12 protein-coding genes are annotated in these 13,635 nt (G+C 63.0%); 7 read left to right on the top strand and 5 right to left on the bottom strand.

Features of this window, described 5'->3' with window-relative positions; all coding sequences use genetic code 11:
• Nucleotides 1-97 precede the first annotated feature (97 nt).
• From ACMQ11_RS09320 to murB, 5 genes are all read right to left on the bottom strand, one after another.
• Complete coding sequence (locus tag ACMQ11_RS09320; protein WP_418992495.1) at nt 98-691, bottom strand: DUF6549 family protein; 594 nt, start codon at nt 689-691, stop codon at nt 98-100.
• Nucleotides 692-792: 101 nt separating this feature from the next.
• Nucleotides 793-1,512, bottom strand: coding sequence for an aminotransferase class IV (locus ACMQ11_RS09315; RefSeq protein WP_418992494.1), 720 nt, complete (start codon nt 1,510-1,512; stop codon nt 793-795).
• Complete coding sequence (holA, locus tag ACMQ11_RS09310) at nt 1,509-2,579, bottom strand: DNA polymerase III subunit delta (protein ID WP_418992493.1); 1,071 nt, start codon at nt 2,577-2,579, stop codon at nt 1,509-1,511. Before holA ends, ACMQ11_RS09315 begins: the two co-directional genes overlap by 4 nt.
• Nucleotides 2,580-2,582: 3 nt before the next feature.
• Nucleotides 2,583-3,926, bottom strand: coding sequence for a tRNA lysidine(34) synthetase TilS (tilS, locus tag ACMQ11_RS09305; RefSeq protein WP_418992492.1), 1,344 nt, complete (start codon nt 3,924-3,926; stop codon nt 2,583-2,585).
• Complete coding sequence (murB, locus tag ACMQ11_RS09300; protein ID WP_418992491.1) at nt 3,926-4,933, bottom strand: UDP-N-acetylmuramate dehydrogenase; 1,008 nt, start codon at nt 4,931-4,933, stop codon at nt 3,926-3,928. The genes tilS and murB overlap by 1 nt, the downstream gene beginning before the upstream one ends.
• Before the next feature lie 74 nt (nt 4,934-5,007).
• Here murB and ACMQ11_RS09295 point away from each other — a divergent pair, with 74 nt between their 5' ends.
• From ACMQ11_RS09295 to ACMQ11_RS09265, 7 genes are all read left to right on the top strand, one after another.
• Entirely contained in the window at nt 5,008-6,438 is a 1,431-nt protein-coding gene (locus ACMQ11_RS09295) for a DUF4301 family protein (protein WP_418992490.1), read from the top strand.
• 182 nt (nt 6,439-6,620) lie between these two features.
• A complete protein-coding gene (locus tag ACMQ11_RS09290) occupies nt 6,621-7,235 on the top strand; it encodes a hypothetical protein (protein WP_418992489.1) in 615 nt (204 codons plus the stop codon).
• Nucleotides 7,236-7,238: 3 nt separating this feature from the next.
• Nucleotides 7,239-8,075 carry a DUF2764 family protein gene (locus ACMQ11_RS09285; protein ID WP_418992488.1) on the top strand — a complete coding sequence of 279 codons (837 nt, stop codon included), beginning with the start codon at nt 7,239-7,241 and terminating at the stop codon, nt 8,073-8,075.
• 10 nt (nt 8,076-8,085) lie between these two features.
• The gene (locus ACMQ11_RS09280; RefSeq protein WP_418992487.1) at nt 8,086-9,840 is read left to right on the top strand and encodes a V-type ATP synthase subunit A; all 1,755 of its coding nucleotides are present in this window, start codon (nt 8,086-8,088) and stop codon (nt 9,838-9,840) included.
• A 3-nt stretch (nt 9,841-9,843) separates the two neighbouring features.
• On the top strand, nt 9,844-11,163 hold the full coding sequence (locus ACMQ11_RS09275) for a V-type ATP synthase subunit B (protein WP_418992486.1): 1,320 nt from the start codon (nt 9,844-9,846) through the stop codon (nt 11,161-11,163).
• A 6-nt stretch (nt 11,164-11,169) separates the two neighbouring features.
• Nucleotides 11,170-11,778, top strand: a complete 609-nt coding sequence (locus ACMQ11_RS09270; protein WP_418992485.1) for a V-type ATP synthase subunit D — start codon at nt 11,170-11,172, stop codon at nt 11,776-11,778.
• An 8-nt stretch (nt 11,779-11,786) separates the two neighbouring features.
• Nucleotides 11,787-13,619 (top strand): V-type ATP synthase subunit I, encoded by a 1,833-nt coding sequence (locus tag ACMQ11_RS09265; RefSeq protein WP_418992484.1) that lies wholly within the window; start codon nt 11,787-11,789, stop codon nt 13,617-13,619.
• The last annotated feature ends 16 nt before the right edge of the window (nt 13,620-13,635 follow it).

The raw sequence follows: 13,635 nt of genomic DNA, 5'->3' as shown, positions 1-13,635 counted from the left end.
TATTTTGTTTGCAAAACGCGCATGCATCATGAAAATCGAAACGGGCGCGCCGATGCAAAAAAAAGTCACCCGGCCGCATTTTTTTCGGTCTCGGCCCTCACCGCTCGATGCGCACATACTCTGAGTAGACGATCCGGGTGTGGGGGTTCGACGAGACGATCTCCTGCCGGAGGGCCTTGGTGCCCCAGCGTATGAAAAGGAAGCGGCGCGGAATGCGGTGGACGATCTGCCGCAGGGTGTCCGTCGAGCGGATGCGGCAGCAGACGGAGTCGGCGCCCAGGGTCCCCTCGAGCTGCACCCACGGGTCCCGCCAGCGGAATGTGCGCAGGGTGTCGATCACCGCAACCGTGTCGCGCAGCCGCACGACGAGGGTGTCGCGCAGCGGAGCGGAGGCGGTCAGCGAGGTGGCCGTGACGGTTTTTCCGGCTGCTTCGAGGCGCCGCAGGCGGATTCCCAAGCGCCGGATTTCGGCGGCATCGGCCTTGCGCAGCGCCTCGAACTCGCGGCAGCGCAGGCGGAGCGCCTCGTTGGAGGCGGCCTCCTGCCCGGCCCGGGTGCGGTAGTGGGTAATTTCGGTCGCCATCGCATGCTGGTTTCGGGTCAGCCGGCCGGTTTCGTTGCGGTAGCGGCGGTAGCCCGCAACCAGCAGGGCCGTTGCGAGAACGGCATAAAGAACAAGGTATTTTTTCATCGGGAACGAGTTTTATCCGTCAGGGACGCGCATGCCGGAACGGCAGGAACCCTGCGGCAGATTTCCGATGCAAATATAAGGGCCGCGGAGGCGGATCGGTACTAACTTTCTCGAAAAAATTGTTCCATCGCCCCGGCGATGCGTTCGGCCGTGAGCGCCATGTAGGGGTGGCCGTCGCAGTGGGAGAGGGCCGTAACGCCGCGGTGGTCGATGTAGAACAGTTCGTCGAGCTCGGGCAGTGCGGCTTTTGCGACGGGCTGTTCCCGCACCTCCAACCCCAGTGCCTCGGCGGCACGCAGCCCGAGCCAGCGCTCCACGCTCTGCGGCGCGGGCGAGGTGAAGATCGTGGTTCCTTTCACGGCCAGCAGGGGTGCATCGTCCGCCGTGAGCAGCGCTCCCTCGCGGTCGCAGCGGACCGCCGCGCCGCATCCCGAACGCCGGGCCAGCTGCCGGGCCAGCAGTGAGGCCGTCTCGCGCGCCGAGGTCGGGGCTTCGGTCAGAGGCAGGTCGTAGTGCAGGGTGATTCCCGCGGGCATCAGGCTGCGCAGGGCATACCCGTCGTAGAGCGACACCCCGGCGGGCAGCAGCCGCTCGGTGCCCTCCGCGTCCAATTCGATCCGTACGAAGCCCGATACGGCGGCCGGGTAGCGTTCGGCGGCGGCCAAAGTTGCGATGCGCTTTTCGAGCAAACGGAGGTCGGGGGCGTATGCGACTCCGAAGAGCGTGCGCGCAGCATCCCGCAGCACGCCGACGTGCTCGGCGAGCAGCCGCGGACGGCCCGCCGCAAAGTGTACGGTCTGATATAAGTAGAGGCCGGTCAAAGCAGGAAAATCTTGAGCAGCAGTTCGCGCAGCAGCTCCCCGTCCGAAGCGCCTCCGGCGTTCAGCCCCTTGCTCTTGCCGTCGTATTCGCGCAGCAGCCCCAGGATGCGGAAGACCTGGCGGTTGTCCCAGTTCGCCGAAACGGCCTTGATTTCGCCGATGACGAACGTGTTGTTCTTTCTGAGGATGCGCATCAACTCCGTGTCGGAGGGGAAAGGGGTGTTTTTGCGGCGCGAGAGCCAGCGCAGGTAGTTGAGGGTGAAAATTTCCTTGAACTGGCCGAAGAGCGCCAGCACGGTGACCAGCAGCGGGTTGTCCTTGGGGTTGCGGGCGAAGTGGTCGGCGATCATCAGTGCGCGGGCCATGTCGCGCGTGGCCACGGCCTTGCACAGCTCGAAATTATTGAACTCCTTGGAGATTCCGATGTTGCGTTCGATGTCGGCGTCGGTGATGCGACGCGTGCCCTCGGGCAGCGAGACCACGAGTTTCTGCAACTCGTTGGCGATTTTGGCAATCCCGGTTCCGAGGTGGTCCGTGAGCATCGAGAGCGCCTTGCGGTCGATCGCAAGGCCCTTTTTCGAGATGAACTGCTCGAGCCATGCGGCGATCTCGTAGTCGCGCGGGCGCACCGATTCGAGCACCGTGCCGTTGGCCGCGCACCCCTTGTAGAAAGCCGAACGTTTGTCGACGCTCTTCTCTTTGTGGCAGATGACCAGGATGGTCGTCGGCGAGGGCTTCTGCGTGTAGTAGGAGAGTTTCTCGATACCGCGCAACTGCTGCGCCTCCCTGAGGATCACCACCTGGTACGACCCCATCATCGGCAGCTGCCGGCAGAGGTTGATGACCTGCCCGGCTTCGCTGTCCTTGCCGTAGACGGTGATCTGGTTGAAAGCCCGCTCGGCTTCCGTAAGGACCGTTGCGGCGAGTTGCTCCGACAGGGTGTCGATGAAATAGCTCTCCTCGCCCATCAGGAGGTAGACGGGGCTGAACCGACGTGCGGCCACCTCGCCTGCGATGCGTTCGTATGCGGCGACCGTGTCGCGGAATTTCTGTGCGCTTTTGGCCATGACTTATACGATTTCGCGGGTGATGCGCAGGACGTTCTCGGTGCGGGGCGTCAGCCGGTAGCGGTCGTCGATACGGCGGCCGACGAGCCAGATGATCTCCTCGCCCGAGAGGAGCACGAACTGCCGCTGCTTCTCGGCCATCGAGACCTTGGCGTCGATGAGAAAGTCGCTCACTTTCTTGCGCCCCGACATGCCCAGCGGCACGAACTGGTCGCCCTGCTGCCAGCGGCGGAGCGTGAGCGGGAATTGCAGCAGGTCGGCATCCACCAGGGCGACCTGCTCCGGGGTGTCGAACGTCTCTACGGCGTCGATGTCACAGTATTCGTAGTAGAGCACCGCATTGCCGCAGTAGCTTCGCGGGGTCCCCCGCTCGACCGTCAGCCGGCAGTCGTCCTCCGGGGCGATCGGTCCCACGACGATTGTGCCCCGGTCCACCGTGGCCATCCGCTCGCGCGAATAGAAGCGTTTGCCCGTCATACCGTGCTCCAGGGCGTGGCACAACTGGTCGATCACGTCGCCGCGGAAACCATAGGCCGAACTGAGCAGTTCGTAGATCACGAAATTGCGCGGAAAGGCCGCGTCGATGCGATCCACATGGATGGTATCCAGCCCTCCGGCCGTCTCGACGGCCTCGGCGCGGATGCGCTCGATGCCGTGGTCGATGAAGAGTTGCGCGTCGGTCAGGCGCGCGATGTTGCGGCTCATCAGGCCGGTGAACTTGGGGTTGATCTCGCGGATGCGGGGCACGAGCCCCAGCCGGATCTTGTTGCGCAGGTACTTGGTCGAGCGGTTGGAGGAATCTTCGCGGAACGGAATCCGCTCCGCGACGGCGTATTCGAGGATCTCCTTGCGCGAGGCGAACATCAGCGGGCGGACGACGCGCCCGATCTGGTTCGAAATGCCCGTCAGCCCCCTTAGTCCGGTTCCGCGCAGCAGGTTGATGAAGAATGTTTCGATCGAGTCGTCGGCGTGGTGGGCCACGGCGATAGCCGTGTAGCCCTCCCGGCGGCTCAGTTCATCGAACCAGGCGTAACGAAGCCTGCGAGCGGCCATCTCCATCGACTCGCCCGTGCGCTCCATCTCGGCAGCGGTGTCGAAGCGGCGGTTGTAGAAAGGAACCCCGTATTTGCGGGCCTCCTCGCGGACCAGCACCTCGTCCTCGTCGCTTTCGGTGCCGCGCAGCTGGAAATTGCAGTGCGCAACGCCCACGCGGTAGCCGCTGCGGGCCGCCAGCGCGAGCATGACCATCGAGTCCACGCCGCCCGAGACGGTCAAGAGGATGCGGTCGTCGCGCGTGAAGAGGTCGTTTCCGGCCACGTATCGTTCGAATGCTTCTGAAAGTGCCATTACAACAGGTTTACCTCGGTTTCGATCCGGATGCCGAACTGTTCCTCCACCCGCTGCTGCACCTTGCGGGCCAGGGCGATCACCTCGCCGCCCGAGGCGCCGCCCAGGTTGACCAGCACCAGCGCCTGCCGTTCGTGAACGCCCACGCGGCCCTCCCGGTGCCCTTTCAGTCCGGCCCGCTCGATCAGCCACCCCGCGGCCAGTTTCACGCGGCCCCCGGCGGCGGGGTAGCGGGGCAGGTCGGGGTAGCGGGCCTTGAGTGCTTCGGCCGCGGCGGTTTCGACCACGGGATTTTTGAAGAAGCTCCCCGCATTGCCCCGCTCCGCGGGGTCGGGCAGCTTGGCGCGACGAATCGCGCAGACTGCGTCGCGGATGTTTCGGAGCGTAGCCCCTCCGCGGGCTGCGACCTCGCGCTCCAAATCGCCGTATCCCAGCCGGGGCCGGGGCGTGCGCGTGAGCACGACCTCGATCGAGGTGATGATCGCGCGTCCTTTGAGCGCGTGTTTGAAGATGCTCTCGCGGTAGCCGAACGCGCACCGGGCGGCTTCGAGGGTCTCGCTGCGGCCCGTGGCGGTGTCGTAGTAGTGAACGCGGCGGATCGCCTCGCCGGCCTCGCAGCCATAGGCCCCGATATTCTGCACCGGCGCCGCGCCCGCCTTGCCGGGAATTAGCGAGAGGTTTTCGAGGCCCCACAACCCCTCCTCCACGCATTTTTCGACCAGCGTGTCCCACTCCACGCCCGCCTCGACCCGCAGGCGGACCTCCATGCCGTCGTCTTCGATTGGCGTGATTTCTTGCGATACAGGAGTAAGGAGCAGCCCGTCGTAGTCGGCCGTGAAGAGGATGTTGTTCCCGCCGCCGAGGACCGTCCATCGTGCCGGTACGCCGGCGGCGAAAACGGCTCTGAGGTCGTCGTCGTTCTCGAATTCGACGAGCCGGGCGGCGTGCTGTTCGACGCCGAAACTGTTGCGGTCGCGGAGCGGGATTTGGTAAAATTCGCGGATCATGATGCGCAAAGTTAGGAATTATTTATTAACTTTGATGAGATTTGCAAACGACAAAAACCAAATACCTTAAAACCATGTTCAACGAAAAAGATTTGCAGCAGATCGAAAAGCACGGCCTCACGGCGGAGGCCGTCGCGCGTCAGATCGAAAATTTCCGCCGCGGCTTTCCGTTCCTGCGGGTCGTCCGGGCCGCCTCGCCCGGCGACGGGGTGCGCGTGATGGAGCCGGCCGAAGCCGATGCCGCGGTGAGGCGTTACGACGAGGCCGCCGACGGGCTGCGCGTGGTGAAATTCGTACCCGCTTCGGGCGCCGCGACGCGCATGTTCAAGGAGCTCTTCGAGTTCGTCAACGACGGCAAGCGCGGCAAGGGGATCGACACGCTGGTCGACAACATCGAAAAGTTCGCGTTCTGGCCCGAGCTGCGGGCCGTGCTGCCCCCGGGGGCCGACGACAAGGCGCTGGTCGCCTCCATCGTGGGCGAGGGACTCGATTACGGCAGCAAACCCAAGGGGCTGGTGACGTTCCACGCCTATGCGGAGGGTGCGCGCAAGGCCGTCGAGGAGCACCTGGTCGAGGGCGCCGCCTACGCCGCTTCGAACGGCACGGCCCGCATCCATTTCACCGTCTCGCCCGAACACCGGGCTGGCTTCGAGCAGCTGCTGGCCGAAAAGATTCCGTTCTACGAGGAGCGTTTCGGTATCCGCTACGACATTTCGTTCTCGGTGCAGAAACCCGCGACCGACACCATCGCCGTCACCCCCGACAACGAACCGTTCCGCCAGGACGACGGCACGCTGTTGTTCCGTCCCGCGGGCCACGGCGCGCTGATCGAAAACCTCTCGGAGATCGACGCCGACCTCATCTTCATCAAGAATATCGACAACGTTACGACCGACGCCCGGCGCGGCGACACGATCCGCTATAAAAAGGTGCTGGCCGGGGAGCTCCTCCGGTTGCAGCAGCGCGCGTTCGAGTATCTGCGGGCGCTGGATGAAGGGGCCGGGCTGGAACCCGTCGCCGCATTCATCGAGAAAGAGTTGTGCGTGAAGCTGCCCGAGGGGTGCGATGCGGCGCTGCTGCGTGCGGTGCTCGACCGTCCGATCCGCGTCTGCGGCATGGTCCGCAACGAGGGCGAGCCGGGCGGCGGTCCGTTCTGGGTGGCGAATCCCGACGGCACCGAGTCGCTCCAGATCGCCGAATCGAGCCAGATCGACCCGAAAGACCTGCCGCTGATGCAGTCGGCCACCCATTTCAATCCCGTGGACCTGGTGTGCGGGGTAGGCGACTCACGGGGCGGCAAATTCGATCTGAGGAACTATACCGACCCCTCGACCGGTTTCATCTCGAACAAGTCGGCCGGCGGCCGCGACCTCAGGGCCCAGGAGCTTCCGGGGCTCTGGAACGGCGCCATGGCGCGGTGGAACACGGTCTTCGTCGACGTGCCGATCACCACGTTCTCCCCGGTCAAGGTCGTGCAGGACCTCCTGCGGCCGCAACATCAGTAGATAGCGTCGTATCCCCGGGCCCCGAGTCCGGGGATTTTCGTTTGCCCGCCGCCGGATTGTTGTTTTGTATGCGGTTTTGGTCAAAAAAGGATAAATTGTCGTCGGGCAACTCGCTATTCGAAGAATCTTTTATATATTTGTGTGCTCAAATTGAAAAACAATAATCAAACAGCGATAACGTTATGGAAAACAAACTGCAACAGTTGACCCGGAAGCTCTACGACGAAGGGCTCGAAAAGGGGCGCGCCGAGGCCGGCAGGCTGGTGGCCGAAGCCCGGGAGGAGGCCGAAAAGATTCTCTCCGAAGCACGCGCCCAGGCCGAGGACATCGTAAAAAAAGCCCGGGTCCGTGCCGAGGACGTGGAGAAGAACACCCAGACCGAGATCGCGCTGGCGGGCAAGCAGGCCGTGGCGCGCATCAAGGAGGAGATCGCTACGCTCATCGTGGCCCGCGCGACGGCCGAGGGCGTCAAAAAGACCGCATTGGACCCCGCCTTTATCCAGCAGATGCTCCTTTCGGTGGCCAAAAACTGGAACGGCGCGCAGGGAGGCAAGGTCTCCTTGCTGGCCCTGCTGCCCGAATCCGAGCGTGAAAAGTTGGACGCCGCATTCGAGAAAAGCGCCCGGGAACTGCTCGCCGCCGGCATCGAGGTGGGGTGGTCCAAGCAGGTGAAGACGGGTTTCCGCGTGGGCGCCAAGGAGGGCGGCTACTACATCTCGTTCTCCGACGCCGACCTGGAGGCGCTCCTCTCGGAGTACCTGCGCGACAAGGTTTCCCGCATGCTGTTCAAGGCGTAATCCATGTTCACGACCGATTATTATACGCTGGTCGCCGGGCTTCGGGAGTACACGCTCGACAGCGACACCAAAGGCTTCGACGCCCGGGCCATCGTCTCCAAGATTCTGGACGGGGTGACGGCCGATGATGCCCGCGAGGTGCGGCTGTTCTATGCGTGGTACGACTGCGAGAACCTCGCGGCGCTTCGCGCGGGCCGCTCGGCCTACAATCCGTTGGGCAACCTCTCGCGCGAGGAGCTCGAGGAGGAGCTGGCCGCCCCGCGGCGGCTGCCCGAAGCGCTCGCCCGCGTGGTGTGCGCCTATGCCGACCCCGAGGGCGAAGAGGCCGAGACGGTCGATACGGCGCAGCCGTTCGAGAAATCGCTCTTTGCGGCCTACTACGACCTCGCGGCCCGTTCGCGGAGCCATTTTCTGAGGGAGTGGTCGGCTTTCGACCGCAACCTGCGCAACGTCGCGGCGGCCGTTACGGCCCGCGCCGCAGGCCGCCCGGTCGAGGAGGTCACGGTCGGTAGCGGCGACGTGGTCGAGCAGCTTCAGCGCAGCTCGGCGGCCGATTTCGGCCTGCGGGGCGAACTGCCCTACATCGACGCGGTGATCGCGGCGGTCAACGACGAGGCCAACCTCCTCGAAAAGGAGCACCGGATCGACTTGGTGCGGTGGAACGAAGCCGTGGAGCTGGCGACGTTCGACTATTTCGACCTCAACGCCATTCTCTCCTACCTGGTCCGCATCGGCATCGTGGCCCGCTGGACGCAGCTCGACGCCGCGCGCGGCCGCGAAATGTTCCGCCGCCTCATCTCCGAGCTGGACGGACGGGAGTTGATCGAAAAAGAAAATTAAAAACATATCAATGAAAACGACAGGACGTGTAAACGGTATCATCTCCAACATCGTGATCGTGAAAGCCGACGGACCCGTGGGCCAGAACGAAATATGCTACGTGTATACGGGAGATACGAAAATGATGGCCGAGGTCATCAAAGTCGTAGGCGACAGCGCCTACGTCCAGGTGTATGACAGTACGCGCGGGCTGAAGATCGGCGACCGGGTTACGTTCGAGGGACACATGCTCGAAGCGACCCTGGCGCCGGGCATGCTCTCGCGCAACTACGACGGTCTGCAGAACGACCTCGAAAAGATGGACGGGCTCTTCATCGCCCGCGGTTCGATCACCGATCCGATCGATTTCGACGCCGCATGGGAGTTCACCCCGCTTGCAAAAGCGGGCGATAAGGTGACGGCCGCCTCGTGGCTCGGAGAGGTCCGGGAGCAGTGGATCACCCACAAGATCATGGTGCCTTTCGCCATGACCGACGAATATACGGTCAAGAGCGTGGCGAAGGCCGGAACCTACAAGGTGACCGACACGGTCGCCGTCGTGACCGACTCCGAGGGCCGCGACCACGACGTGACGATGGTGCAGAAATGGCCCGTCAAGCAGGCCGTGCGCTGCTACCGGGAGAAGCCGCGCCCCTCGCGCGTCATGGTGACGGGCGTACGGGCCATCGATACGTTCAACCCCATGGCCGAGGGCGGCACGGGTTTCATCCCCGGACCGTTCGGCGCCGGCAAGACCGTCTTGCAGCACGCCATCTCGAAGCAGGCCGACGCCGACATCATCGTCATGGTGGCGTGCGGCGAGCGCGCCAACGAGGTGGTCGAAATCTTCAAGGAGTTTCCCGAACTGGTCGACCCCCGCACGGGCCACAAGCTCATGGAGCGTACGATCATCGTCTGCAACACCTCGAACATGCCCGTCGCGGCGCGCGAAGCGTCGGTCTACACGGGCATGACCATCGGCGAGTACTACCGCGCGATGGGGCTCAAGGTGCTCGTCATGGCCGACTCCACCTCGCGCTGGGCCCAGGCGCTGCGCGAAATGTCCAACCGCCTGGAGGAGCTTCCCGGACAGGACGCGTTCCCGATGGACCTCTCGGCGATCATCTCCAATTTCTACTCGCGTGCCGGTCTGGTGACGCTCAACAACGGCCAGACCGGTTCGGTGACGTTCCTCGGTACGGTCTCGCCCGCCGGCGGCAACCTCAAGGAGCCCGTCACCGAGTCCACCAAGAAAGCCGCCCGCTGCTTCTACGCCCTCTCGCAGGGCCGCGCCGACTCGAAGCGTTACCCGGCCATCGATCCGCTGGACTCCTACTCCAAATACCTCGAATACCCCGAAATCCGCGAGTACCTCGATGATACGATCGAGAAAGAATGGGTCGACCTGGTCTATGCCGGCAAGACCATCGTGCAGCGCGGCAAGGAGGCCAACGACCAGATCAACATCCTGGGCGACGACGGCGTGCCCGTGGAGTACCACGAGCGGTTCTGGAAATCGGAGCTGATCGACTTCGTGATCTTGCAGCAGGATGCGTTCGACGCCATCGACGCCAACTGCCCCATCGAGCGGCAGAAAATGATGTACGAAATGGTGCTTGCGATCTGCCGCAAGGATTTCCAGTTCACCGATTTCGAGCAGTGCTCGCAGTTCTTCAAGGGGCTGATAAACCTCTTCCGCCAGATGAACTACTCGGAGTGGCAGTCCGAAAAATTCGAGGACTACCGCCGGCAGATCGAGCAATATGTGAGTGAAAAAACCAAATAAGCCATGACAACACGCGCATTTCAGAAAATATATACCCGGATCGACAACATCACCAAGGCGACCATCACGCTCCGGGCCGAGGGCGTCGGCAACGACGAACTGGCCACCGTGGGCGGCAAGCTGGCGCAGGTGGTGAAGATCATGGGCGACCACGTAACCTTGCAGGTCTTCGCCGGCACCGAGGGCATCTCCACCGACTCGGAGGTGGTCTTCCACGGCGAGCCGCCCAAACTGCGGGTCTCGGACAACCTCGCGGGCCGCTTCTTCAACGCCTACGGCGAACCCCTTGAGGGCGGCCAGGCCGTCGAGGGCGAGCCGCGCGAGATCGGCGGCCCGACGGTCAATCCGTTCCGGCGTCTGCAACCCTCGGAACTGATCGCCACGGGCATCGCGGGTATCGACCTCAACAACACCATCGTCACGGGGCAGAAGATTCCGTTCTTCGCCGACTCCGACCAGCCCTACAACGCCGTCATGGCCAACGTGGCGCTGCGCGCCAAGGCCGACAAGATCATCCTGGGCGGCATGGGTCTGACGAACGACGATTTCCTCTATTTCAAGGGCGTCTTCGAGAATGCCGGCGCCCTGGACCGCATCGTTTCGTTCATCAACACGACGGAGAATCCCCCCGTCGAGCGCCTGCTGGTTCCGGACATGGCCCTCACGGCCGCCGAGTATTTCGCCGTCGACAAGGGCGAAAAGGTGCTGGTGCTCCTCACGGACATGACCCTCTACGCCGACGCGCTGGCCATCGTTTCGAACCGCATGGACCAGATCCCTTCGAAAGACTCCATGCCAGGCTCGCTCTACTCCGACCTGGCGAAGATCTACGAGAAAGCCGTGCAGCTTCCCAACGGCGGTTCGATCACCATCATCGCCGTGACGACCCTCTCGGGCGGCGACATCACGCACGCCATTCCCGACAACACGGGTTACATCACCGAGGGCCAGCTGTTCCTCCGCAACGATTCGGACACGGGCAAGGTCATCGTCGACCCGTTCCGCTCGCTGTCGCGTCTGAAGCAGCTCGTGATCGGCAAGAAGACCCGCGAGGACCATCCGCAGGTGATGAACGCCTGCGTGCGTCTCTACGCCGACGCGGCCAACGCCAAGACCAAGCTCGAAAACGGCTTCGACCTCTCGGACTACGACGAGCGCACCCTGAAGTTCGCCTACGACTACTCGATGAAACTCCTCTCGATCGACGTCAACATCTCCATCACTGAGATGCTCGACACGGCCTGGAGGCTCTTCGCCGAGTATTTCACCCCCGAGGAGGTGGCCATCAAGGAGGAGCTCATCAAGAAATACTGGAAAGCCTGACGCGGTATGGCAATCAAATTTCAATACAACAAGACCTCGCTCGGCGACTTGGGCAAGCAGCTCAAAATGCGGCAAAAGGCGCTCCCTACCATCAAAAGTAAGGAGTCGGCCCTGCGCTCCGAAGTCAAAAAAGCGAAGGACTCCGCGGCCGACTACCGCCGGCGGCTCGATGCCCTCGAGGCCGAGTACGACTACATGGTCGCGCTGTGGGGTGAGTTTGATTGTGACCTGGTGCGTATCGCCGACGTGGAACTTGCGACGCAGAAGATCGCCGGCGTGCGCACGCCCGTTTTGAAAGAGGTGAAATTCGAAGAGAAACCCTACGATCTGTTCTCCTCGCCCGTCTGGTTCGCCGACGGTGTCTCGATCCTCGAGCGCATGGCGCGCCTGGGTATTGAGTTCGAGGTCTACAACCGCAAGATGGAACTTCTGGACCACGCCCGCCGCAAAACGACCCAAAAGGTGAACTTGTACGAAAAGGTGCAGATACCCGGGTACGAGGATGCCATACGCAAGATCAAACGCTTCATGGAGGACGAGGAGAACCTCTCCAAGTCGGCCCAGAAGATCGTGAAAACCAAACAGCAAGCCGCCGGGGAGGGCGCCGCCTTATGATAGCGAAGATGGTCAAATACGATTTTGTGCTGCTTGCGGCGCAAAACGAGGATTTCATCCGCCGGCTGCGCGACCTGGGGCTGGTCGACATCACCACCACGGGCTGGGAACCCTCCGAGGAGGACCGCCAGCTGCTGCTCGACATCGAGGGCCACGCCAAGGCCCGCGAATTCATCCGCAATTTCCGCGAGGAGGAGGGGCGTTTCGATCCCCAAGCCCGCCCGTTCGCCTCGGGCGGCGAGGCGTGGGAGCACTACGCCGCCGCCCAGCGGGAAGCCGCCGCGCTTCAGGCCGAGATCGGCCGGCTGGAGAAGCTCGCCGACGAACTGCGTCCGTGGGGCGCTTTCGATGTGGAGCGGGCGAAGAAACTCGCTGCCGACGGCATCGTGCTGCGCTATTTCTCGACGCAGAAGACGACGTTCGACAAATTGCTGCCGCAATGGTCGGAGGAGTACACCCTCTCCGAGGTCGCCCGCACCGACTCGACGGTCTATTTCGTGGTCGTGGCCGCGCCGGGGCAGGATGTTACGCTCGACGCCCAGGAGATGAAGACCCCGCCGATGGATGTCCGCGAAGCCGAGCGCCGCATCGAGCAGACGAAAGCGCAGTTAGGAAAACTGGACGCCGAATTTTCGCGCGTCGCAGCCTCCGAAAAACTGCTCTCGCAGCACGCCGCCGCACTGAAAGAGCGGTTGCAGGAGGTGCGCGTCGAAGCCACGGCCCGGCCCGAGGCGGACGGCCGGCTGTCGGTGATGGAGGGCTGGGCCGAAAAGGAGACCTCGGACCGCGTGGATGCGCTGCTGGAGGAGTACCCCGGCGTGGTCTATCTCAAGAGCGACCCCACACCCGAGGACGATACGCCCGTGAAACTGAAGAACAACTGGTTCGCCCGCGTGTTCGAGCTGGTCGGCGACATGTACGCCCGGCCGCGCTACGGCACGATGGACCTCACGCCGTTCTTCGCCCCGTTCTATATGCTCTTCTTCGGCATCTGCCTCAACGATGCCGGGTACGGTCTGATCCTCACGCTGCTGGGCGTCTGGATGCTTTCGAAAAACCGCAAGCCGGGCATGATGCGGCAGGCGGCTTGGTTCGCCACGCTGTGCGGCCTCTCGACCGTGGTGTTCGGTCTTTTGAGCGGCTCGGTGTTCGGCATCCCCCTGCAAAAGTATTTTCCCTCGATCCCGTTCCTCGATTTCCAGGGGCAGTTCTTCTCCATCGCGCTGGCCATCGGCGTGGTGCAGATCCTCTTCGGCATGCTGCTCAAGGTCATCATGCTCTCTTCGACCCTCGGCTTCCGCCATGCACTCGGCTCGCTGGGCTGGTTGCTGGTACTCCTGGCGGCAAGCCTGGCCGGAGGGCTTCCGCTGCTCGACCCTGCGTGGGTGATTCCCCATTTCACGACCTCCTCGCCGGCGTTCTATGCCGTCGTGGGCGTGGGCCTGGTGCTGATGCTCTTCTTCAACTCGCCGGGCAAAAACCCCTTCGTGAATCTGGGCATGGGAATCTGGGATACCTATAATAATCTGACGGGCATTCTGAGTGACGTGCTGTCGTACATCCGGCTCTTCGCTATCGGACTCTCGGGCGGCATCCTGGCCACGGTCTTCAACTCCCTGGCCGACGGTTTCGTGCCCGAGGGAGCGAATATCGTCGTGCGGCTGCTCATCATGATTCCCATCCTCGTGATCGGCCACGGCATCAACCTCTTCATGTCGACCATCTCGTCGTTCGTCCACCCGATGCGTCTGACATTTGTGGAGTTCTACAAGAATGCCGGGTTCGAAATGTCGATGCGTCCGTTCGAGCCGCTGCGCAAAATGGAAGATGAAAATCAATAACAAATAACTAAAAACT

Source organism: Alistipes sp., assembly GCF_048465575.1.
In the GTDB taxonomy this organism is placed as follows: domain Bacteria; phylum Bacteroidota; class Bacteroidia; order Bacteroidales; family Rikenellaceae; genus Alistipes.
The sequence above is the reverse complement of the archived record's forward strand: the minus strand, read 5'-3'. Positions and strand labels throughout refer to the sequence as shown.